Source organism: Caulobacter vibrioides, from assembly GCF_002310375.3.
Classification (GTDB): Bacteria; Pseudomonadota; Alphaproteobacteria; order Caulobacterales; family Caulobacteraceae; genus Caulobacter; species Caulobacter vibrioides_D.
The window spans coordinates 1,652,631-1,676,369 of record NZ_CP023315.3 but is presented as its reverse complement, the minus strand read 5'-3'; the positions used below and the strand labels follow the sequence as shown (position 1 = coordinate 1,676,369).

Below are 23,739 nucleotides of genomic sequence, written 5' to 3'. Positions count from 1 at the left end.
CTCTTGCGACCCCTCATCCTGACCTTTGCCGCGGCTTTGCTCATCGGCTTGGTTCCCGTCGCCGCACAGTCGATCGAGAAAGATCTCAAGACCATCCGAGTGGCCGACGAAGCCGCGCTCGTCGCGTACGAAAAGGGCGACCTTCAGGAGGCGATGAGCCAACTACTGATCCTGGAGCACTACGCCGCGATCTACAAGCTGGCGCCCACCCATCCCGGCGTCGCCGGGCCCCAGTTGCGCCGGGCGGATGTCCTCCTGGCGATGGGGCGACTGACCGACGCTGAGGCGATGGCTGAGGGCGTCGTCAAGGTCCTGACCACCTCACCAAACCCCGACTATGCCGAGCTCAATAGCGTCCAGATCTGCCGAGGGCGAGCGACCCTGGCCGAGAGCGCCTTCGCACGTCAGCGTTTCGATCGCGCCCTGACCTATGGTCGCCTAGCGTACCAAGACTCGCGGGTCAGCGGCGACGCCTGCTTGGCGCGCGGCAAGCTGGTCGAACATCTCGCCTTGCGCGTGACAGGTCGTGGCGGCGAAGCAGAAAGTCTTTCCACTCCGCCTGCTCCCTTAACCCAACCGCCCGAACCAACGTCCTTGTTAGGACTCATGCAGGCCGGACACGCGGCGGTGAGCGCGGCGAACTACAAGATCGCGTACGGCTATTTCACCCGGGCGGCCGAGGTCATCGAGCGACCGGCGTTCGCGGACATCTATCCGCAGGTGTCGTCGACCATCCTCGAGCGCCTATCGACCACGGCGCGGTCGGCGGGCTATCCCAACGAGGCGCTGTCAGCGGCGCGGCGAGGCCTGAACAATGTCGCTCAGGGACGCGGCCAGCCCGATGAGTTTCTCACGCTTCGCGAAGGTCAGGCGCTGTTTGACCTTCGGCGCTGGGACGAGGCCGACAAGAGTCTTGGCCGCTGGCTGTCGACCTGCCGCCAATGCGACAGCGGCGTGAAATCAGCGATCATGGTGCTCCACCATGATGTCCTGATGATCCTGGGGCGCTTTGAGGACGCGGACGCCATTCGAGTCCGGCTCAGCGGTCGGCGCTGAGCGTCAGACGGCCTTCGCCAACCAGGGCGAATGGCGCCCACAGCGCCGGATGCGCCAGGCGAGGATCCGACGGATCGGTGATCAGCGCCTGCATCGCCAGTTTCAGGGCCAGGGCCGGCGTGGCCGCCCGTCGGTCACGGAGAGCCTGGATGGCTCCGCTCGTCAGTCGCGCGGCGGCGATGTCGTCGACCGTCCACTGCGAGACCAGTAACGAGCGTGAACCCGCATAGATGAAGGCGCGCGTGAGGCTGGACAGACCTTCCGGCGCGGCGCCGTCATAGCCCGTGTTGCAGGCCGACAGGATCGTCCACTCGGCGTTGAATTTAAGCTGGGCGATTTCCGAGGCGGCGAGATAGCCATCATCGGTCTGGCTCGGCTTGGCGGGTGGCGCTTGCAAACGAGGCGGCGTTAGTACCAGTCCCGCCTCCGTGCGCACTTGGCCAGGCTGCAAGCCATGAGTGGCGAAGGCGATGATCTCGACATCGTCCAAAGGCGCATCGCGGACCGACGCCTCGGTCGCCTGGGGACCCAGTCGCAACGAGGTCTCGGGCGCGCCCACAGTCCGCGCGATCTCCCGCAGTTCGTCACCCGCCGCCGGCAGGGGGCAGAGGGTCTCGAGCGCGCTCTGGTCGCCCTCCCACCGCGGATCGCTGGCGCGCGATCGCTTGCACGGACCGCCGCGGTAGGTCGCCGCGTCGCCCAGCAGGGTTGGCGCGCCGAAACCCGCCAATTTCCGGCTTCGCGCGCGCGCTGGCGCACTCGTGCAGCGACCGGCTGCATCGCGGATCGCGCACCGCAGGGCGCGTAGCGAGGCCGTCGACGGTAGGACCGAAAGCGCGTGCTGCGTGGCTAGCCACGACGTATCGCGAAGCGCTGCATAGTCGCGGTCCTGCCCCTTGGGCGGAGAGGCCACGAGCACCCCCAATGGCAGGGCCAGCAGAGGTCCTGAGGTGGCGAAGATCCAGTGAGATTTCTTGCCTGCCACGGGGGCGAAGGGGGCCAGGAGCTGGGTATAAAGGTCAAAGGCGGCGCGACGATCAAAGCGGCCGGGCTGTTCGGGATCAAGCGGCGCGCGCAGCTTGGCGATGGCCGCCGTTAGGGCCTGCGAACCAATAGGGACGCGCCGCCAATCCACCGCCTGCGCGGTCACCACCCAGACAAAGACCGCCGCCGGCGTCGAGGTCAGGACAAAAAGCGCCTCGTCGTCACCCAGGAGGTTACGAGCCTCCGCGACACTCAAGGGGCTGGGGTCGGCCAGGCGTGCATAGTCAGGAAAAAGACGCGCAATCTCCCCGCCCAGCGCGGCGATCCGTTGGTCCACCGAGGTTAAGCGTACTCGCAGGGTTTCGAGGTCCGAAGGATCGGCGCTCGCGGCAGCGGCGACGATGTCGCGCTGCAGGTCCGACCGCTGCGCCTCGAGGTCCTGGCGCTCGCGCACCCGCCCGCCTAACGCCGGATTGTGGTCGGCCGCCGCCGATCGTGCGGCGAGTTGGGCGGCGATCCGGGCGTCGGTTTCATTGCCGGCCAGTTGCGCCGCCTCGAAGGCTTCGTCGCGCAACAGCGCCTTGCAGGCTGGACTAGACGGAGCCTCCAGGCAGGTCCGCGCCGCCTGACACGCTGTTGATGCGGCGCGAAAGTTGCAAACCGCCAGAGGCTCGGGCGCGGCCAAGGTCGCCGTCTGGGCGCGGACGCCGGGGCTAAAGCCGGCCCAGATCAGGCAGACGGTCGCCAGCACACGTCCGGCGAACGAACTTGACAGTCCCCAATGCATGATTGTGTCCTCGCCCCTGGGGAAAGACTATGTCCAAGGTTATGGCTCGTCGAGCGCTGGGTGATTGGGTGCGTCCGCTCGTGGTGGCGGTGCTGCTCTACATCGCGGCGTTCCTCACGCGGGACGTGCTGTCGTTCGGCAATCTGGCCGAGCAGACCTTCGACGAAAAGCAGGCTCTGCTTGCCGATCAAGCTCCGGCCAGTGTGGGAAAGGTGTTCGTCGACTTCGACCAGGAGCAGATCGCCGCTCTCGGTTATCCGCCGATCATCCCGCCACAAGTCGTCCTTAAGACCTCGGCCGATCTCGCCACCCGCCGGCCCAGGCTGCTGATCATCGACATCGACATCTCGACCGCCGGTGGGCCGGATGTGGAGAAGGCCCTACGGGCGCTCGACGCTCAGGGCGCGCCAGTGCTGCTAGCGCGGGAAGCCTATCGGGGCCGCGAGGATAGCCCGCCTTTCTTCAGGCCCAGCCCCCTGGAGGCAATCGTCTCAGCGTCGCGGAACCTGATGTGGGTGTCGGTCGTCGCGCCCGCCGCCAAGGACGGCGTCGTACGCCGGATGTCGCCGTGGGTGAACGGGTGTGTCGACGGAAAGGCGATCCGTCTCCCCTCCCCGGCGCTGGCCGCCATCTTGGTGCGAAGCGAAGGCGATGCGGCGGGTGCACGACGGGTGTTCGGCGCGGCGGGGCCGAAACTCACCGCCGCGTGTCCCAGCCAAACCGCCAAGACGCTGGAAATTGATCTGGGCTATGGCGAGCGCCGGTCGCTCGGCCCATCTGATGGGTTCGTGCGGTACACCGAAAGCTGGCCGCCCAAGCCCGCTCGGGTCGCTTACATGCCCGCGAGACTGATTTCGCCCAAGGCCGACCTCTCGGCGGTCGAGGACGCCATTGTTGTTGTGGCGACTAGCGCGCCGGACCGCCGGGATCTGCATACGACGCCGCTCGACGAGATGCCGGGCGGATACATCCTGCTCAATGCGATCGCCGGTGCGCTGGATCATGGGCTGGAGCGGCCGTCTGGTTTCCTGGCCGGGCTATGCCTAGTGCTAGCGATCACCATCCTGGACATCGTCGTTGTCGGCGTCGCCTTTTCAAGGACGCCGGCTCGGTGGCGGCCGATGTTGAAGACGGTATTGCCAACGGTGCTGACAGGCTTGCTTTGGTTGGGCGTCCTGCTCAGCGGATCCAATGTGGCGTCGGGCCTCTTGCTCGTCATCCAGTTCACCGTGTCGATGATGATCAGCGCGGCCGAGGCGCGTGCGAAATCCGGCCAGCCTGTTGGAGCGAACTTGCCATGACCCCAGCCGCCTTGATGTCTCGTCGCGCACTCGTTCTTGCCGGCTGTCTGGCTCCAGGCCTCGCCTTCGCTAGGCCGGCCAATGTGGCGGGACAGATCATCGACTTTCAGCCCGGCGTTGATAGCTGCCGCTGGATCCATCGCGGCCGCTCGCGGCCGGTTCGCCATTTCGCGTTAGTGGAGAATGGCGATCACCTCCAGGTCCTCGCTCCCAAGGGTGGGTTGACCATGCTGTGGGCGGACGGCGACTATGAGACGATCCGGGCCACGGATGGCAACATCGTGGTCTGGGGGCGATCGGGGCCGACGATCCTCGGCAACGCCTTCAGCGCCTTTGGCGACAAGGTCATGCGGGCTCGAGAGGCGCAGATCCGCAGTCTGGTCGGCCGCGGAGAATCGCCGAGGCAGCAAGCAGGACCGTTGCGCTTCGCCTTGCCTGATCTGGCGCGCGGTGGGGCAAGGGTTGAGGCGGGAGAGCGCCACATCGCGATCGCATGGTCGGGCGGCCATGCGCCGTTCTCGGTCGTAATGGGTCGCCCCGGCGCTGAACCTTTGGTTCGGGAAGGCAAGATTCCGACGCGAACCTTGATCCTGAATAAGTCCCACATGATCGAAGACGGCGACTACGATCTCGTCCTGAGGGATGCGGCGGGCCGCGAGCGGGTTGCGCGGATCACCGCCCGCGTCCAGGACCCGCAGTTGGATTTGGCCTCGACAACTGAGCCGGAGGCGCGCGCGTTGGTCGCCGCCGCGCGCGCTGCGACCGCTACACCGCCGCGCCCCACTGACGCATTCTGGCGGCTGGCGCCATTTCGCGAAACCAATCCGACGGCCTATGAGGTCATGGAAATGCTCGCCGAAGGATAGTGCGCCATTTGCTGACATTGCCACCGCGCCGGAACTCGGACATTCGGCCTTCGGCAGATCGTAAATGGCGACGTCGAACGCCGCCACTGTCCGAAAGCTGTTGTTTGCGTCTCCAGGCTATCTAAGCTTCGTCAAAACACTAATTGGCGGGACGACATTGGCCAAATCAACGCGCAGGCAACATCCCGTTATCTCCCGTACCCGGGTCGGGGCCCTGCCGTTCTGTATATCAGCCGCAACCTGGGTAGATCTTCTTGGATACGGGTCCATGATCGGCACAACAGGATTGAATCCTGTTGATGAGCGCGCCAAGGATGCTGTTGCACGACTACGTGCGTTCCACCGCGTGGTTGCTGAACATAGTGGACGCCACTACCGAACGCTGGTGATCAACGACGGAGCCGTCGCCTACCGGGATCTTTCTCTCCGGGACAACGGCGTCACTCACGATTTTCTCCAGCGGTCTCATGCCTTGTTTCGGGCGATCGATGCGAGTGAAAGGCGAAACGGCTGGCCCGGTGCCCGCATGGTAATTGGAGCGGGTTTCCGGGCGAAGGGCAGCAGGCGCGGCATCGATGACGCGGAGAGGCGCGTCGATCGCATCCTCGAACAGATGGCCGCCGCAGAAATCAGCGCCGAGGAAGCAGTTCGGCAAGCAGCAAGCATCCAGCGATATGCGGATGGAATTCCTCAACTCCAGGCCAACTTCGCCTTCACACGCGCGTACGTGGCTGAAGCCGCTGGATCTCGAGCTGGCCTTGGCGGCCCTAAGATGTTCGTGGATACAACCATATTCGACGACAGCACACCGCCTTCGTGGGTGCGGTGCGGGCCAGCGATCCCCTTTTCGGAAGCCGGCCTTCAAATCAATTGTCAGTTCGTTCCGGTGACCGATCTTGCCGCACCAGGGAAGGTTGGCAATCGGATCCGGGGTCTGCGCGATGGCCTAGATATTGGAAGCGCACTTGCACCTACGCTTGAACTACGGGGGCTCATAACAGCCTCGCGATAGCTCCCAGCGGATCAGCGCTTGTCGCCTTGCTGCTCACTTGAATGCATAGCTAGACCCTCAACGCTCTAGAGCAGGACACGCCATAAGCTGCGTTGACGTTCCTCCAGTGAGGCGACGTTCGCTAGGCTATCGCGCTCGCCCACGCTCTAGAGACGTCCGTGTACTGATCTTTGAACTTGAGCCGAAATCATAGCTTGGCCGAAAATTCGGCTTGCCCAAACTGGACGTGCGCTAAATCCCGCGATCATCTGGAGGTTGCTGCGCACAGAAAAATGGTGAAGCTTATGCGCGAAGAGGTATTCGCTTGGCAAAGTCACCGACGAACTTCAGCGCAGCGCCATCCGCCGCAGGCTATCTCTACCAAGCCCGTCTAGCGCTGGCGCTCTGTCTGAAATACGTCAACGTCGATGCGGGCGTAGAAGTCGGCATCGAGCGCCTGGACGACGTTTCGTTTGAAGCCAACGGGACCGCACTCGAGCTCCTCCAGGCAAAACACCACATCGACAGGGTCGCCAGCCTGACCGACAAGAGCGTCGACCTCTGGAAGACGCTACGTGTGTGGAGCGAAGCGGTCGCAAAGGACCCGACCCTGCCAGCCCGCACACGCCTGGCCTTGGTGACGACTGGGAGTGCGCCGGCCGGCAGCGCCGCCTCCATGTTACGCCCTGCCGCGACGTACCCCGCCGGCAAGGCGCGCGATCCAAAGGCGGCGACGGCCCTGCTCGAAGCGGTGGCGGAGAGCGGCGGCAATCAAGAACTCAAGGCGAGCTACGAGGCGTTTCTTGCGCTCGGCGCGACGATGCGAATCTCGTTGCTGAGCTCGATCGAAATTCTGGATAACCAGCCTCTCCTGACGGACCTTGAGGCCTCCATCGAGAACGACCTGCGGATGATAGCGCCTCGTGGTCAGGCGGCAGTCGCGCGCGAGCGGCTCGAAGGCTGGTGGTGGTCGCGGGCCTGCAAGGCGCTAATCGCGAACCCGCCCGAGGCTATCTCGGTCCTGGAGATTGAAGCCAAGCTCGACGACATCCGCGACGGGCTCAAGCGCGACGCCCTCGTCGCCGACCAGGAGCACGCTGACCCTCCCGCAGGCGAGATCGCAGAATATGAAGGACGCCCCTTCGTTCGACAGCTCAAGGTGGTCGGCGTCGGCGGAAATCGCATCGAGTACGCCAAGCGCGATTACTACCGCGCCTTCACGCAGCGATCAAAATGGGTACGCGAGCACCTAGTGTTCGACGGCGAGATCGCCAAGTACGAACTGACTTTGATCGAGGAGTGGCAGCCTCGCTTCCAACAGATGCGCGACAAGATCGGCGACGGCGAGGTCAGCGACGCAGTGCGCCGCCAGGCTGGCCAAGAACTCTACGGCTGGGTCGAAACCGACGCGCGTTTCCCATTCCGCACAGTCAGCCAGCGCTTCCTGACCGTGGGATCCTTCCACATCCTGGCCAACGACATGCGCGTGGGATGGCATCCTGACTTCGAGACGGCCTGCGCCGCCGAGAACCCCTAGTGGCGGCCTCTCGCTGGAGCTTAAGCTGGCGTGATCGTCCGCCCGAGGAGGCGGCGCTGCTGAACCCGGCGTTTTGCGGCGAGCTCATCGCCCGCGCGACGAAGGACTATGAACGCATCCGCGCCGCACCCTTCCCACTCCCGCTGGCCTTTGTCGTCCTGCCCCTGGTGCTGCACCCACCGACCAAAGACGCCCTGCCTGGCCGGGCTAACACCACCTTCGCCACCTGGTCGGCGGACAACGAAGCGTTACTGGCCGAACTTCCGGAACGGACGCTGAGATTACGCCCGATTAGCCGCGAGGCTCTGCTGTTCCTTACGCAACATCGAGCACTCACGGTGACTGCCGATGGCCTGAAGACCGGCGCTGCGCCGATGAAGCTCAGCGCCAAGACGTCGTCGTCCACACCCGACGCGGACGACATCCGTCGCGCCGCCGGCCTTATTGGCCGCTGGTTCGCCAACCAGGGCGCACCGGTCCAGATCCTCCAGACCATGGGCGTAACGCCGTGACCCTGCAGCTGCGCGCAATCGCGATCTATTCCCACGCCGGCGAGCGCCGCGAAGTCAGCTTCGATCTTGGCCGATTGAACATCGTCACCGGCGCTTCGAAGACCGGCAAGTCGGCGCTCCTGGACATCGTTGACTACTGCTGGGGTCGCAGCGAATGCACGATCCCAGAGGGGGAAATCCGCCGCGCCGTCTCCTGGTTCTCAATCCTGCTCGATCGGGATGGGGAGAACATCCTAGTGGCTCGTCGCAACCCTGGCCCCGCCGGCAAGGCCAGCGACGAAATTTATTTCGAACGCGGCGTCGAGTGGTTCCCCGACACGCCGGAGCCCTTCGCCAAGAACGTGACCGCTGACGGCCTGCGTACGCAGCTCTCGATAGTCCTGGGTATCGCCGAAAACAAATACGTTCCCGAAGCTGGCTCGACCCGCGCTCCGCTGGAAGCCTCTTCCAGCCAAGCAGTGTTTTTCTGCCTCCAAGCCCAGGACGAGATCGCCAACCGCCGCCTGCTGTTCCATCGGCAGGGCGAGCAATTCATCCCCGCAGCGATCAAGGACACCCTGCCTTACTTCGTCGGAGCGATGGGCGAAGACCACTATCTACAGCGCATGCGCTATGACGAAGCCCGAGCCCGCGTTCGCAAGCTCGAGCGGGAATTTGCTGAAGCAAAAGCCCTGGCGAATGAGGCGTCCGGTACGGCCCAGGCCTTGCTGCAAGAGGCCAAGAGGGTGGGCCTGCTGCCGCCGGAGGCTTTCGCCGAGACCCCTGCGGAGTTGCGCGCACTGCTGGCCGGCGCCGCGGCTCCCCGCGAACTCGCCTACGCGCGCAACGACGATCCAGCCGCCGACCTGACCGATCTCGAGAACCGTCGCCGGCGCCTGCGGGGCGAGATGCAGGACGTTCGTGAAGAGATCGCCGATGTCCAAAGACTTGAGCGCGAAGCCTCGGAGTTTCAGATCGAGGCGCGCGAGCAGGAGGCGCGGCTTGCCTCGATCGGTCTTCTTGCGGACGATGCTGGTGATGCGGAGACCTGCCCGCTCTGCGACAGCCATCTGCCCACCCCGATCCCATCGGTCGACGACGTCCGTCGCTCCCTTACCGCGCTTGAGGGTCAGCTACAGTCGGTCAGGCGCGATAATCCGCGCTTACAGGCGCGTCAGGCGGAGCTGGAGGCGCGCCGCAACGCCTTGGACGAGCAACTGAAGGTGGTCCAGGCCGACATCCTGGCGCGGATCTCGGAAAATGAGCGATTGCGGATCGAGCAGGACCAGTTCACCGAGCAAGCCCGGACGGCCGGCCGGATCGGCTACTACCTGGAAAACGCTCGCACGGTCACCTCCGACGAGGGTCTCAAACTCGCGATCGCCCGAGCCCGCGCGGAATTGGCCGAGCTTGAGCAGTTGCTGGACCAGGAGGCGCTTGAGGAGCGGCTGACTACGGCTTTGGGCCTAGTCGGACGTGACATCACCAAGTACGCCCGCGCACTTGATCTTGAGCATGGCGAGAACACGCTACGCCTCGATCGGAAAAACCTCACCGTGGTCGCCGACACCATCGACGGCCCACTGGCGCTGCCGCAGATCGGTAGCGGTGAAAACTGGGTCGGCTATCACGTCGCCGCCCACTTGGCACTTCACGGGCTCTTTCGGGCGCGGAAGCGGCCCGTGCCTGCCTTCCTGATGCTCGACCAACCATCGCAGGTCCACTACCCGCCCGATCGCGACGTCGGCGAGATCGACGGCAAGAGCGACGAGGACCAGGCCGCCGTGGCACGGCTGTATAGACTGCTGTTCGACTATTGCGATGAGCACCATCCCGACATGCAGATCATCGTGATGGACCACGTCGAACTGCTCCAGGACTGGTTCCGCGACTCCACGGTTCAACGCTGGCGCGACAACATCAAACTCGTGCCCGTGAGCTGGCTACGAGCGCCCTAAGCGATCGCCTCGAGGCACAGAGACGACCTTGTCGCCCCGCCCCTTTTTTCCGCCAGATAGGCTGAGAAATCAGCGCCAATTCCTGACATTGCCCCCCCAGAATAGCGACGTTTAGAAACTGACGATCGGCTCGCACGAGGGCCTACCGCCCAACCTAGCCATCGCTCTGGCTCGTCGTGCGGCTTTCTCGAACTGTATCAGGTTAGAGGTTAGAGGTTAGAGGTTAGAATGCCGAAGTCCCTGCTTGTCATCCGAGTCGTAAGGGCTTGAGCGCCATCCAACCTCACAGCTTCGCATCCGACGATCTGGAGGCTATGGCCGCCGCCTTGGAGCGTTCTGGCGTCTTTCGGGTGCAAAGGATGCTCGCGCCTCTGGCGGCCCGCGAACCGCCCGCGGATCTGCCCACCCGCTTGGGTCTCTTCGTCGACACCGAAACCACTGGTCTCGACCACGCGCGCGACGAGATCATCGAGCTTGCCATGGTCCCGTTCACCTATGGAGTGGATGGGGAAATCTACGAGGTGGGCGCCGCCTTCGAACAGCTACGGCAACCGTCCAAGCCGATCTCCGCGGAGATAAGCGCGCTCACGGGGATCACAGACGCGATGGTCGAAGGCCGGACCATCGACCCGAACGATGTGGCGGCGTTCGCGGCGCCGGCGGTGCTGGTTGTTGCCCACAACGCCGCGTTTGACCGGCGCTTCTTGGAGCGCTTTTGCGATGTGTTCACGACCAAACCTTGGGCCTGCTCAATGACCGAGATCGACTGGACAGCAGAGGGCTACGAGGGGACCAAGTTGGCCTATCTCGCGTCCAATGCGGGCTTCTTCTACGAGCGTCATCGGGCAACCAATGATTGCCTTGCCGCCATCGAACTCCTGGCCCGCCGTCACGCCGGGACCGGACGCACCGGACTACAGCAACTGCTCGAGTGCGCGCGGACACCGTCCTGGCGCATCTGGGCCGAGAACTCGCCCTACGACTTCAAGGACGTGCTGAAGGCGCGCGGCTATCGTTGGAACCGCGAAGGGATTGGGGGGCCGCAGGCTTGGTATACCGATGTGTCCGCCGAGCAGAAAGACGCTGAGTTGGCGTCCCTTCGGACCGAAATATACCGCGGCGAGATCGAACTCCTGGTTCGCCGGATCGATGCCTACGACCGGTTTTCAGCTCGAGTCTGACATCGAACGCATGGGCAGTGTCAGGGTACGGGATCGTAAGCAAACTTACAGGCCGCGAGAACGGCGGTCGTCTGGTACTCGCCGTACCCCCCTCCCTTCATCCGCCCCCGCTCCGAAATCAGGTGGAGATGCTTCCTTGCGCGGGATGCGATGACGTAGAGCAGCTTGTTGGCGCTCATCTGCTTGGTCGGATCGTTAAAGTGCGGGACGTAGTCCTGCAGCAGCGCGTAGGCGATGACAGTATCGAATTCCGCTCCCTTCACACCGTGGATGGTCGACACGGTGATGCCCGTCCGCGCCTCGAAGACACGGCGGAAGGTTGAGATCTCGCCGATAAAGGCCGCGCCCTCCTTTTTGAGGCGATCAATGCGCGCCTGAGAGCTCTCGAAGAAGGCGGTGTGATGATCCACCAGCGCCGGGAGCTTGCGGTGGTCGATGCCAATCCTCGCAAACAAAAGGTCGAAGACCTGCCTGAGGTAAGTCAACCCATCCGCCTCGGTACAAACTACCGAATTGCAATCGCGTAGGAAGGATTTGCGGGACAGGTTCGAGACGTTGGCGCCGGAGTCGTCGAGGGCGACCAGAACCTCGCCCGCCCAGCGCAGGCGGCGGACGTACATGCCGGGCGATGCTTCGGTCAGGACGATCCGCGAGAGCTTGTACCAGAAGTTGTCGATATCACGCGCGAATGGGACCATGCCCGGCCCATCAAAACGGTACTCCGGTAAGGCCGCGACCAGCCGCCGTGTCATCCCCGCTAGATGCACCCACTGAGGCGCGACGATACAGATCTCGTGATGGGGAATGCCGAGTGTTTCCGCGCTATATCGGATCAGGCGGATCAACTCCTCCTCCAGATCGTCCTTTGACGTCTTGGTGTCGTGTGAGACGAGGCTGGTATCGTGCTTGTGCCTGGCGGCGGCCTCGATCGTTGTTGCGTGGACGTTGTAGTTGGCGAAGTAGTCCACGATACGCTCCGACGAGCGGTAGTTTCGCGATAGCGCCATCTCTCGGAACTGAATCGCCGCCATGCCGCCAAACTGAGCTGCGGAGATCGCATAGCCACCTAGCGATCCATAGATCGCCTGGTTCGGATCGCCGACAATGAAGGCCATGGTCTTGCGGCCGCCGGCTTTAAGTATCTCGGCCAGGATCGCATACTGGATTTCCTTGGTGTCCTGGTACTCGTCGACCAAGACGGAGGCGAACATGGCGTTGAGAAGAACGCCAACCGCGGGGTTGGCGACTAACAGGTCGTGGGCGCACCGTAGGATGAGCTCATAGTCGATCTGTCGCTTGGCTTTCAGCCGTCTGTGAAATTCCGCTAGGACGGCCCCCACCGCCGCCTGCTTCTTTGCCTCGCAGGCCAGCACCATCCCGCTCGGGGTGAAGTGATAGTTGCAGTCCCAAAAGGTGACCCGCTGTCTGGCGTAGGGCTCGCAGAGCTCGGTGAGCAGAACCTCTGTTTCGTGGCTATCCATCACCTTGAACCCGTCCCGCAGATCCGGGTGGTAGATGGCGTAGGGCCGAATGATCCAATCCAGGCAAAATGAATGGATTGTTCCGATCCATAGCTGCGAGGTATCGACGCCCAGCCGCTCGATACGCTCCTCGATCTCGTCGGCGGCGCGATGGGTGTATGTGATGGCGATCACCCACTGCTTCTCGGACGTCAGGGTCGAGAGCAGCCGAGCGATCTTGTAGGTCAGCGTCCTGGTCTTGCCGCTCCCTGGGCATGCGACCAGGAACACGTTCCCCGGCTCATTGATCGCGGCCTCTTGCTCGTGGTTCAGATCGTCAGGTGCCCAGGTAAACACCGCTAGAAATCCGCCAGCACTTCGTTGAGTTCGTCTCCCGGCAGAGCCTTGAGCATGGCGGCGCGCATTGCCGGGAAGTCGATCGCGCCCTCACGATAGGTCTTCAGGGCGGCGCGAGCATCAGCGATCGCGGTCGGCCCCATCAGGCCATCTTTCTCCTGAAGCCGGATCCGGTAGGCGAGGATATTGGCCCAGACCTCGGTGCTGGGCATGAGGTGGGCGGCGAACACCGCATCCAAAATGTAGCTGGGAATGATGGTGTGGTGGTCGATCACCTTGGCCAACAGGATGGCGAACCACCCCTTTCCCATGCGGTTGGCCATGCTGAGCATGCGGGTGCCGGAGACGGCGATATCCTTGTCTTCAAGTTCTGATTTTGCCAGCGCGATAGTCGCCGGCGACTTGTAGACCTCGCCCAGAATGCTGACGACTTTAGCGGCGTTGGACCCGCTGATGAGGAAGTCCACCTCGAAGGTGTGATCCGCGAAATGGGTCGTCAGCCAGCTGTTTCCGTGGGTGAACGTGGCCAGAGCGGCCTTTCGCTCCAAGCCAGCCTTTTGAGCCGCGCGCGCTGCCTCCTTGACCTTCTCGTCGTCCTCATCGTCCAGAGGGTTTGGCGCCGTGTCGATAAAAGCATCGTCCAGGTCCGTGACGATGGCGCAGCGCTTGCGGATTCGCTGATCATGGAACAGCACCGCGACATTTTCGAAGCCCGTGCTTCGGATATTGATCAGGCTGACGCCCAGCTCATCCAGACTGACCCCGAAGACCTTCTTGATCAGAATCGGGACGAGAATCTCCTCGGCGTCCCCCTCGACCAGCACCACACTCTTGGCGAAAAGCAGGTTGCTGCGCACCGCATCGAGGTAGCGCTGGATATTGCCGATCTCCTCTGGACCCAGGCCGGTTGCGGGCTGGTAGACCTCACAAGCGCCGCCATTGCGCCCCAGCACATTGATGGTCTCGACGTTGCAGACCTCGGAGATGTGCGTGGAATGGGTTGAATAGATGATCTGGGTGTCGCTGTAGTTCAGCCTATCGAACAGTGTCTTCTGGATGTGGGTGTGGATGTGCGCTTCCGGCTCCTCGACCACCAAGAAGTTGGCGAAGGACTGCTTCGCCTTCTGGTACTTGAACTCGAGCAGCTTGAGCGTGAGGTAGATAAGGTTGGCGCCGCCAAGGCTCAGCTCATGGATCGCGCCTTCGTAACCAGGTTCGGCCTCGCCGACGAAGAGCTTGAGAGACTGGAACAGACGGTCCGCCTCATTGGAGAGGTCGGACTTGATCGACAGACCGTGAGGCGAATAGGTCTCGCCAGCCGCGTCGTTGATGGTGGCGAGGATGTCGGACCGGATGGTCTCGACGTCCGGAAGCTCTTCGATCGCCGTGTTCAGCTCCTCAACCATCGCGGTTATCGGGGCGAAGTCGGCAGGGTCGATCTCGCCGCTCTTGCTCTTCAGCAGGGTAAGGAGAGGATTGGTCCGATTGTTCTGGAAGTCGGCGACAACATCCCGCAGCGCCTGGACAAAGGTAAAGCAGACCTCCTTTGACACCGCCATGATGCCGGGGATTTTGCCACCTATTTCCGGAGGGAAGGACGCATCTGGGAAACGCACGGCGTCGAAGTCGCCAACCAAGTTCCTGTAGACGTCGAGATCGGTGAAATCCGCCTCGCTCTTGCCGGTGAAGATCGTCTCGTAGTCCGCGATGGTCACTCCCGACAGGACGTCGGTTAGACCATCGACATCTCCCTCTTCCAGTTCCGCCAACTTCGCGCGTACCGCCGCCTTGGGCCGGAAGATCAGGTTGTAAGTGGCGCGGCCGATGTCGCCGTCCTCAATATTGCCCGCGCCATGGAGGAACAACGACTGGATAGCCTCGTCCTTCGAGACGTTGTCGAACTCGAGACTGATGATGATCCAGTGACCGCGCCAGTCGCCCAGGCCGCGGTGGAAGTCGCCTTCGTCGAGGCGGTAGACCGCGCGCAGGAGATTGTCGTCGAGTAGCAGCCTGATCGCACGAAAGAGGTTGGTCTTGCCCGAGCCATTCTCGCCGATGATGGTGTTGATGCCGGACTTGAAGAGCACATCAGCGCGGCTGAAGTTACGGTAGTTCACCAGCTGTAGCTTGGAGATATGCATCGTCGCTCCCGTAGCGTCGATGGCCCTCCGATGGGCACCGCCCAGTCGCGAGCCGGTCACGCTTATTGTGCGCACCCTAGACGTGTGCAGCTCCCTCGAAAAGACGGGTTGGGTGAGTGCATATGGGCCGCCATCGCGACGCGATGGCCAATGGACCGAGAAGATTGGCCCACAGAAAGGAAGCTTAACCAATGGCCCCAGTCGCCGTTGTCTGCGACAGTGCCGCTCATCTCACTAGGGCATCCGGAAAGCAGACGTTCCGAACGGGTGAGATGAGTCATTTTGTCCAACCGGTGAGACGTAGTTTTGCGTACCGCCGATGCATTTTGAGGGAAGCCTGAAACGCCTACGAAAGCGTGCCGACGCTAGGGCGCCAACGCAGGTTAAAAAGGACGCTTACGGACGAAATCGAAGTGGCGGCAACGACGAGACTCTGGAAGCTGCATGCACGCATTTTGCACGCAAATCCCTATAAGCTATTGTTTTATATCGATAAATTGCTCAATCCATCATGGGCGCTACGGAGAATTTCGTCATAAATATCTGATTTTAATAAACATGTTCAATGCCAATCACCCTGCGGGAAAATTGGACGAACACAAATCGATCCAAGGATTTTTTGTGAGCTCGCAGAGTTCGAAGTACGAAAACCGCGCTCAGCCTGCACGCGTTGTACACGCCAAGCGCCCGATTGCGAACAGCACCGAGACGCGCACCCCCCGGTCGAAAGGCGGAGACCGACCCTAGGGGAGTGACGGCAGCTTCAACATCTGGTCCCGGAACGGCGTGAACATGTCGTTCATGGGCCCGGTGATGGCGGGATCGGTGTTTGCCGGGGTTCCGCCAGGGAACGGTGGCGCGGGGCTGTACTCCGCCTGGAGCATCAGCGCTTCGGCATAGGGGCGGCCACGAAGCGCTTCGACAATTGCAAGCCCAAGGTCGAGACCCGCCGAAACGCCGGCTCCGGTGACGACCTTGCCATCCTTGACCACGCGTTGATCGATTGGCGTCGCCCCGAAATGGCTCAGCTGCTCGCGCGCCACCCAGTGCGAGGTCGCCTTCCGCCCCTTGAGCAACCCCGCCGCGCCCAGGATGACCGAGCCCGTGCAGACGCTGGCGACGCACTGCGCGCGGGCGGCCCGGTCCTTGAGGAAGGCGAGCGTCGGTCGATCCGACGCCGCAGCGATCGTGCCGTATGTGCCGCCCGGACAGAACACCAAGGTCAGATCGGCTGGGCAGTCCGCCAGCGTCTTGGTCGGCGCGATCGCCAGACCAAGGTCGCTGGCGACCGGCGCCAGATTGGCCTGGTTGGTGACCAAATGCACCTTCGCTCCCATCATGCAGGCGAAGAAGTAGTGCGGGCCGACCAGATCCAAGGCCGTGAAACCTGGATAGAGGAGCATGGCGATTTCCTCTTCGCCATGCATCTGCAGGCCGGGCACCTGCATGAGGCGCTCATGGGCTTCGGCGGCGATCGTAGTCGCATCCTGCTGCGGCGAGGCCAACTTGGCGGCGGCGGCTTCCAGCGCCAGTAACGGCGCAATCGCCGCCGCCCCGGCAAAGCCGCCCAAAAGCGTACGTCGTTCGAGGGTCATGGCGTTGGCTCCAATCTAGGGCTTGGCGAAGGGGTCATAGCTGGGGTCGTCCCTCCATTCGTACTCGAGGCTCTTGGCCAGGGCATGAGCCTCGGCCTTGCCTTTCAGGCGGGCGATCAGGCCGAGGGCCATGTCCGTGCCGGCGGAGACGCCCGAGGAGGTGAAGTACTTCCCGTCCTCCACCCAGCGCGCGCGCTTGATCCAGTTGACGGTCGGATCCTGTTCAACGGCCAAGGAGAAGAACGCCTTGTTGCTGGTGGCCTTGCGCCCCTTGAGCAGGCCGGCCTTGGCCAGGATCGCCGAACCGGTGCACACCGAGGCGGTGAACTCCGTCTCAGCGTCGCGGACGTTCAAGAAGCTTAGCAGGGCTGGGTTCTCAAGTTGGCTGTAGGTCCCCGCTCCGCCGGGCACCATCATGATCGCCAATCTCGGCGCCGTGGCGAAACTGTAGTCGGCATGGACGACCGTCCCCTGGGCGGAGCGCACCGGGCCGCCGTCTTGCGAGATCATCACGACCTCAAGGCCCGGCGTATTGGCCCACATCTCGACCGGCCCAAAGACGTCCAGAACCTCGAAGCCTGGATAGAGCACCACGCCTAGGGTACGGGTTGCTTCTGCGACAGGCGCAGCCACCGCAGCCGCCTTGGCTGGCTTGATGGCGGGATCGAGCGCTGCCCGAATATAGGCGGCGCGGCCGTCCTTGATCGTTGCGGCGTACTCGTCACGATTGGAGACGCCGTCGCCGTCAGCATCACCATCTGCGGCCAGATAGGGCGTAAGGGCCCGCGCCAGCGTGTAGTCGCCCTTCATCGGGGCGCCGAAGGCGCCGGCCATGGCGTTGAAGGCCAGATAAGAGTCTTCGCCCAACAGCGCATAGCCCGCCGCCACTTGGGGCGCGGTGGGCCACGTCTTGGTCAGGCGCGCGAGGTCGGTCTGCGCGCTGATCATGGCCTGATCATAGGCTGCGACGAGTTTGGCGCGATCAAGACCGCCCTTGGGCTCAAAAGGGCGATCGGGACCGTTGAGGATCGCCGCCGCCAAGGCCATTTCGTCGGCGTCGAGCAGGCCATTGGCCTTGCCCTTCGCGCCTTGATTGCCGTCGACCTTCTCGGGCTTGAACTTCAAGCCGCGTAGCGCCGCGTCGAAGTCGACGCCAGACGCAGCGGACGGCTGGGCTGAGGATGGCGCGGCCATCCCCAGCAGCAGGATCGCGGCAAGCGACCCAAGGAGGCCGCGCCACAGGCACGAGTGAAACGTCGTCATGGTTTAGCCTCCCCAGCGCGGCCGCCTTAGAAGACCGTCCGCAAACTGATGAACGCCGAGCGCGGCTGGGTCGGGATCACGTAGGGACCACCGAAGTACTGGTAAGGCTCGAAGCCCTTGCGACCGGCCAGATTGACCACCGACAGGCCGATCCGGACGACACCGAGATCGTAGGACGCCTGGGCGTCGATCAGGGCCAGGCCCTTGGCGGCGACGGTGTTGGGCAGGGTCAGTTCGCGGCTCGACGTGGCGGTCAGGCCACCACCGATCCTCAGGCCCTTCAGGTCGCCGCCCCTGAAGCGATAGTTGGCGGCCAAGCGACCAGAATGCTTGGGAACGGCGCGCAGGCGGTCGCCGACGGGCAAGGTGTTGTCCTTGCTGATCTCGGCGTCGGTGAAAGCGTAGTTGAACAGCACCGACAGCGCCGGCGTGGGCTCGTAGACGAGATCGGTTTCGACGCCCTTGGACCGCTGTTCCCCAGTCTGCACCGAGACGAACGGGATCGTGGGATGAGCCGTGATGACGTTCTGGCGCGTGATCCGGTAGAGCGAGACCGTGCCGGTCAGCCCCTTTATCGGCGCGGCGAACTTCAGGCCGCCCTCATAGGCCTGCGACGTTTCCGGCTTGGGGGTGATGCCGTAGAAGCCGCCTGCGACCACGCCCTTGAAGCCCTCGGCGTATCCGGCGAAGGCCGAGACGCCCTTGCCGATCCGATAGGTCGCGCCGATCCGCGGCGTCAGGCGCTTGTCGGTGTCGGTCGTCGCCGCCCCGACATTGCTTTGGATCTTCAGTGTCGTCCAACGCAGACCGGCAGTGATGTCCAGGCGCTCGCCGATGGCGATCTGGTCCTGGACAAAGACCGCCGTCGTACGCATGCGGTCGTTCTGGTCAAAGAAGAAGGGCGGATTACCGCCAAAGGCGGCGACAGGCCGCGCGGCGGCGTAGTCCAGGGTCGCCCAGGCCGGATTGAAGTACATCGCGCCGAAGTAGCGCGTCTTGTCGTAGTCGACGCCGACCAGGACCTGGTGTCGAACACGTCCTTCGCCCAGACGCGCCGTCAGGCTGCCTGTCAGGTAGTTTTCGGTCGTGTCAGACGGCAGGTAGGCGGTGCCGAAGTTGTAGACCGTGCCGCCAATCTCGCCGTACGGAAAGGCCGACCACTCCTTGAAGGCGCCCTCATAGCGGCTGGCCGTGACGTTGGCCTCGAGCTTGTCTGAGACCTTGTGGGTCAGGTTGGCGGTCAGCTGCTTGTTCGTGATCCGGGTTCGCGGCGCGTCCAAGGCGCCGGCGAACTTGTAGCGATCGATGACCAGGGATGGGGCGAAGGTCAGCGCCGCCGGCACGCCGGCGTATTCGCGCTGTTCGAGGTGGTTGTAGCGACCGCGAACGACCAGCCGAGTCTTGTCGTCGATCTCGACGGCCAGGCTCGGGAAGAAGGCGTAGCGGCGGCTATCAATCTCGTCGATGTAGCTGTCGGCCTTTTCAGTCATGCCGGCCAGTCGGAACGCGACCTTGCCGTTCACAGGCAGATTGATCGCGGCGTCCGCCCCCAGGGTGTTGAAGCTGCCGGCGCGAAGAGCGACCGTGCCGCCGAAGGTCTCGCCTGGATCCTGGGAAACGACATTGATGATCCCCGAGAGCGGGGCGCCCGAACCGCCGCCGTAAAGCGTGCTGGTCGGGCCCTTGGCCACTTCGATCCGCTCGACATTGATCAGGGTGGCCGGGTCGGCGACGCCGGCGGGCAGCTGATAGGTCGGGGCGCCGTCGAAATAGTAGCTGACCGGGAAGCCCCGGATCATCGGTGGCTGCAGCACAGTCTGTTCGGTGCTGGTCGGGGTGACGCCCGAGACGTTGACCAGAGCGCCCGACAGGGTCTGCAGGGCCTGGTCCTCAATGAGGCCCCGCGTGAGGGTCTGGATCGATTGCGGGATTTCTTCGACCGGAGTCGCGGTGCGCGTGGCGCTGAGCGCGCTCGGTGCGGTGAAGCTGCCGCGTGGGCTGGTGATCACGACCTCGCTGACCCAGCTGGTCGACGAAGCCTGCGCCAGGCCAAGCGACGGCGCGCTGATCGTAGCGATCGCGCTACCGAGAAAGAGTGCAGTTTTCATAGTGCTTTAGCGCCCCCGGCGCGGCTCTTGAGAGATGGTTTTTGTAGTGAGGTGCGCGCTCAGCGCGCGGCGGTCTCGAACAGGGCGTTGGCCTTGTTCCAGTTCACGACCTGCCACCAGCCGCCGAGATAGGCGCCGCGGTTGCTCTGGTGTTTCAGGTAGTAGGCGTGCTCCCAGACATCATTGGCCAGGATCGGCGCGCCCTTGACCGGCGCATCGTCCATCAGCGGGTTGTCCTGATTGGGCGTGCTGACGACCCGAAGCTTGCCCTCGCTCCAGATGAGCCAGGCCCAGCCCGAGCCGAAGCGCTGCAGGCCGGCCGTCTCGAAGGCCTTCTTGAAGGCGTCCAGGCTCCCGAAGTCCTTGTCGATCTGGGCGAGCAGCTTGGGCGAAGGCGCGCCGCCCTGCCCCGGCGCGGTCATCAGCGTCCAGAAGAGCGTGTGGTTGTAGTGACCGCCCGCGTTGTTGCGCACAACGGCCGGGTGGCGCGAAACCTCCGACAGGATCGCGTCCAGCGACTTTCCCTGCAGCGCGGGCGTGGAGGCCACCGCACCGTTCAGCGCGTTCACATAGGCCTGATGATGACGGCCATGGTGGATCCGCATGGTCTCGGCGTCGATGACCGGCGAGAGCGCCTCATAAGCGTAGGGCAAGGGCGCCAAGGCGAACGCGGCCTGCGGAGCCGCAACGGCCTGCGATGCGCTGGAGGTCTGGGCGAGAGCCGGGGTTACGGCGCAAAGGGCCAGGATCGTGGAGGTGGTCAACAAGCGTCGCATCATGGGCTCCTTGAGGGGCGATGAAGGGTTTGGCGTCGCGAACCTCCGACAAGGTTCGCGACGCCGGGACGACGCTCGGTTGGTGCGGGGGCCGCCACACCGCAACGCCGTCCACGACCGAGCGCTAGGCGCCTGTCGTTCCGTTGGCGGGCTGGTCTGGCAAAAGGCTGGCGACAAGCGACTGCATCGCTTGGATGTTTCGGCTCAGCAGCAGCGCCGAACGCTCGAGATCGCCCGCCGCGACCGCGTCGAAGAGGCCCTGATAGCGGTCGATCCACACCTCGCGTTCGAGCACGGGCAGTTCGCTGGCCAGGTAGATCCGATCGACGGCGTTGCGCAGGTTCTGCACCGTCATCAGGGTCAGGTCCCGATCGGCTGGCGCGTAGAGGGCGGCGTAGTAGCGGCGATCGGCGGCGATCCAGGCGCGGGGACCCTCATCGTCCTCCAGCTCAAGCATCACCGCCCTGACCGCGCGCAGGGTTTTGGGCGTGTGCTGGCCGATCGCCCGCGCGAGCATGTCGCTTTCGAGGAGACGGCGAAGATCAAAGATCTCCAGGCAACGACGCGCGCTGGGCGTGGAAACGAAGGCGGCGCGGTTGGGCGAGATCTCGATCAGCCCTTCCGACTCCAGCTTGGCGAGCGCGTGGAAGACCGGGATGCGGCTGACGCCCAGCTCGGCGGCGACAGCTTCCTGGCGAAGTAGGACGCCGGGCCGGAGCAGCCCTTGAACGATCTGGTCACGAAGGTGTTCGGCGACCGCCGCGGCGGCGTTGGGGGCGGAGCGGATCATGCACACCCCCCTTCGGAGAAGAGGACGGGGTGCGATAGGCGCGCCGGAACGGGTCCGGACAGAGGGCGCGAAGACGGCATGGGACTATCCGATGTGATCTGACACAGGCGCGCGACGTCGCGAGCGACGACGCGCGGACGAAAGGTCAGATCTGGGTCGGAGGGCCTGTTTGGGGCGGTGGCCGCGCGCGCAGCGGCAGGGTCATCACACGCCCGAGGGCGGGGCCCAGGCTCGCGGCGGTGACCAGGCCCGCAGCCTGCAGCACAAGACTGGGCAAGACCGGCGGGGCGGCATGGATCAGCCCGGCGAACCCGCAGTCCGCCTTCGCCGTGTTGTGACCATCCTGGGCCGGATCGCTCGCGTCGGCGGCGCCCAAAGGCGCGGCCACGACCTTGGCGCCGGCGCTGGAGCAAATGACAATGGTCGGCGCGCCGCCATGGCCGAGCACCGGCATGAAACCGATGGGTATGAGGACGCGCAGACAGGCCGCCACGAGGGCGAACGCCATCGCGAGATCGATCCACAGAGGCTTTTGCGCGGCCTTGTCCACGCCAGTCTCGTAACGCTCCTCGCGGAGCCGGCCAAGATCGATTCCGGCGCTGGGCGAATGTATACTTGTATGCAGGCTGTTGAGCGGTTCCTGCGCCTAGTGCGCCGCCCGGCGGCGTCGCCGCGCCCGGTCGAGGGTCAAGGCCAGCAGCGTCGCCAAGGCCCCCGACGCGAGATAGAGGCCAATCGCCGGCAGTCCCCAGAGGCTGGCGAGGCCCAGCGCCGCCAGCGGCGCGAAACCCGCGCCGATCAGCCACGAAAGGTCCGATGTCAGGGCTGCGCCGGTATAGCGGTAGCGCTTGGAGAAGCCCGAACTGACCGCCCCCGCAGCCTGACCGAAAGAAAGCCCCAGGATCGCGAAGCCAATCACCACATAGGCCGTCTGCCCCACCGATCCGCCATCCAGCAGCCGCGGCGCGAGAAGGCTGAAGGCGCCGATCAGCAGGGCCGACAGAGCCAGCTGGTTCTGGCGAGTGATCCGATCGGCGATCCAGCCTGAGGCAAGGATACCGACAACGCCGACCAGGGCGCCAAAGAGCTCGATACGCAGGAAGGTCAGGGCCTGCTGATTGTCACCATGCAGGACCACCCAGGACAGCGGGAACACGGTCACGAGGTGGAACATCGCGAAGGTCGCCAGCGGCGCGAAAGCGCCGATCAGCACATTGCCGCCCTCGGCGCGCAGCAGGCTGGCGATGCGGGTCGGGCGAAGCTCGCGGTTCTCGAACAGGGCGCCGAACTCCTCGGTGGCGACGATGCGCAACCGCGCGAACAGCGCCACGACATTGATCGCGAAGGCCGCGAAGAACGGATAGCGCCAGCCCCAGTCCAGGAAATCGGCGGTCGACAGGGTGGAGACGAAATAGGCGAACAGGCCACTGGCCAGCATGAAGCCGAACGGCGCGCCCAGTTGCGGGATCATCGCGTACCAGCCGCGCTTGTTCTCCGGCGCATTCAGGGCCAGCAGGGAGGCCATGCCGTCCCAGGCGCCGGCCAGCGCCAACCCCTGACCGACGCGGCAGGCCGCCAGCGCCCAGATGGCCAGCGGACCGACGGCCGCGTAGCTGGGCAGCAGGCTGATCACCGCTGTGGAACCGCCCAGCAAAAACAGTGCGATGGTCAGCTTGACCCCGCGCCCATAGCGCCGGTCGATCGCGCCGAAGATCACCGAACCGAACGGACGGGCGATGAAGGCCAGGGCGAACAGGGCGAAGGCCAGCATCACCCCGGTCAGCCGGTCGACGAAGGGAAACACCAGCTGCGGGAACACCAGCACCGAGGCGATGGCGTAGACGAAAAAGTCGAAGAACTCCGAGGTGCGGCCGATGACGACGCCCAGGGCGATCTCGCCGGGACGTACGCCCCTGTCGTCGGCGTGCATACGTCGCGCGTCGCGCTCCAGGCCCGAGGAAGTGGGGATCGCCAGTTCGCGCGCCATGAGCCGCCCTACCCTTGTCTTTCGTTTCCGTCCCGGTCGATACATGCCGCCTTTCCGGCGATCTGAATGCGAGCATGCGACGAGGCCGGACCGCTAGGCAAACACCTTCG

General features: G+C 64.0%; 16 protein-coding genes and 2 pseudogenes. 8 read left to right on the top strand and 10 right to left on the bottom strand.

Annotated elements, in window-relative coordinates:
- Nucleotides 1-3: 3 nt before the first annotated feature.
- Complete coding sequence (locus CA606_RS08025) at nt 4-1,056, top strand: hypothetical protein (protein WP_181242839.1); 1,053 nt, start codon at nt 4-6, stop codon at nt 1,054-1,056.
- On the opposite strand, the gene CA606_RS08020 is transcribed toward CA606_RS08025, so the two are convergent.
- Nucleotides 1,040-2,827, bottom strand: a complete 1,788-nt coding sequence (locus tag CA606_RS08020) for a CHAT domain-containing protein (protein WP_096051615.1) — start codon at nt 2,825-2,827, stop codon at nt 1,040-1,042. The two genes, CA606_RS08025 and CA606_RS08020, sit on opposite strands and share 17 nt — an antisense overlap.
- A 29-nt stretch (nt 2,828-2,856) precedes the next feature.
- On the opposite strand from CA606_RS08020, the gene CA606_RS08015 reads away from it, so the two are divergent.
- From CA606_RS08015 to CA606_RS07985, 7 genes are all read left to right on the top strand, one after another.
- Entirely contained in the window at nt 2,857-4,128 is a 1,272-nt protein-coding gene (locus CA606_RS08015; protein WP_096051616.1) for a CHASE2 domain-containing protein, read from the top strand.
- Complete coding sequence (locus tag CA606_RS08010; protein ID WP_096051617.1) at nt 4,125-4,994, top strand: hypothetical protein; 870 nt, start codon at nt 4,125-4,127, stop codon at nt 4,992-4,994. The genes CA606_RS08015 and CA606_RS08010 overlap by 4 nt, the downstream gene beginning before the upstream one ends.
- Nucleotides 4,995-5,262: 268 nt before the next feature.
- Complete coding sequence (locus CA606_RS08005; protein WP_181242838.1) at nt 5,263-6,006, top strand: hypothetical protein; 744 nt, start codon at nt 5,263-5,265, stop codon at nt 6,004-6,006.
- A 304-nt stretch (nt 6,007-6,310) separates the two neighbouring features.
- Complete coding sequence (locus tag CA606_RS08000; RefSeq protein ID WP_096051619.1) at nt 6,311-7,522, top strand: ABC-three component system protein; 1,212 nt, start codon at nt 6,311-6,313, stop codon at nt 7,520-7,522.
- Nucleotides 7,522-8,034, top strand: a complete 513-nt coding sequence (locus CA606_RS07995; protein ID WP_096051620.1) for a three component ABC system middle component — start codon at nt 7,522-7,524, stop codon at nt 8,032-8,034. The genes CA606_RS08000 and CA606_RS07995 overlap by 1 nt, the downstream gene beginning before the upstream one ends.
- Nucleotides 8,031-9,971, top strand: a complete 1,941-nt coding sequence (locus CA606_RS07990; protein ID WP_096051621.1) for a DUF3732 domain-containing protein — start codon at nt 8,031-8,033, stop codon at nt 9,969-9,971. Before CA606_RS07995 ends, CA606_RS07990 begins: the two co-directional genes overlap by 4 nt.
- Nucleotides 9,972-10,237: 266 nt before the next feature.
- Nucleotides 10,238-11,152 (top strand): 3'-5' exonuclease, encoded by a 915-nt coding sequence (locus CA606_RS07985; RefSeq protein WP_272872328.1) that lies wholly within the window; start codon nt 10,238-10,240, stop codon nt 11,150-11,152.
- A 20-nt stretch (nt 11,153-11,172) separates the two neighbouring features.
- Here CA606_RS07985 and CA606_RS07980 read toward each other — a convergent pair whose 3' ends face one another.
- The 9 genes and pseudogenes from CA606_RS07980 to CA606_RS07940 form a co-directional block, all read right to left on the bottom strand.
- Entirely contained in the window at nt 11,173-12,969 is a 1,797-nt protein-coding gene (locus tag CA606_RS07980; RefSeq protein WP_096051622.1) for a UvrD-helicase domain-containing protein, read from the bottom strand.
- A gap of 2 nt (nt 12,970-12,971) precedes the next feature.
- Entirely contained in the window at nt 12,972-15,110 is a 2,139-nt protein-coding gene (locus CA606_RS07975) for an ATP-dependent nuclease (RefSeq protein ID WP_096051623.1), read from the bottom strand.
- 743 nt (nt 15,111-15,853) lie between these two features.
- A pseudogene (locus tag CA606_RS07970) lies at nt 15,854-16,699 on the bottom strand (DJ-1/PfpI family protein); the annotation flags it as partial.
- Between the two features lie 21 nt (nt 16,700-16,720).
- Nucleotides 16,721-17,968, bottom strand: a complete 1,248-nt coding sequence (locus tag CA606_RS07965) for a DJ-1/PfpI family protein (protein ID WP_096051624.1) — start codon at nt 17,966-17,968, stop codon at nt 16,721-16,723.
- Nucleotides 17,969-17,994: 26 nt separating this feature from the next.
- Nucleotides 17,995-20,193 (bottom strand): annotated as a pseudogene (locus CA606_RS07960) (TonB-dependent siderophore receptor).
- Complete coding sequence (locus CA606_RS07955; RefSeq protein WP_096053833.1) at nt 20,136-20,852, bottom strand: superoxide dismutase; 717 nt, start codon at nt 20,850-20,852, stop codon at nt 20,136-20,138. The pseudogene CA606_RS07960 and the gene CA606_RS07955 overlap by 58 nt, the downstream one beginning before the upstream one ends.
- Nucleotides 20,853-20,976: 124 nt before the next feature.
- A complete protein-coding gene (locus CA606_RS07950) occupies nt 20,977-21,642 on the bottom strand; it encodes a GntR family transcriptional regulator (RefSeq protein WP_096051625.1) in 666 nt (221 codons plus the stop codon).
- Nucleotides 21,643-21,787: 145 nt separating this feature from the next.
- The gene (locus tag CA606_RS07945) at nt 21,788-22,192 is read right to left on the bottom strand and encodes a DUF2946 family protein (protein WP_096051626.1); all 405 of its coding nucleotides are present in this window, start codon (nt 22,190-22,192) and stop codon (nt 21,788-21,790) included.
- A gap of 96 nt (nt 22,193-22,288) precedes the next feature.
- On the bottom strand, nt 22,289-23,629 hold the full coding sequence (locus CA606_RS07940) for an MFS transporter (protein ID WP_096051627.1): 1,341 nt from the start codon (nt 23,627-23,629) through the stop codon (nt 22,289-22,291).
- Nucleotides 23,630-23,739: the final 110 nt, after the last annotated feature.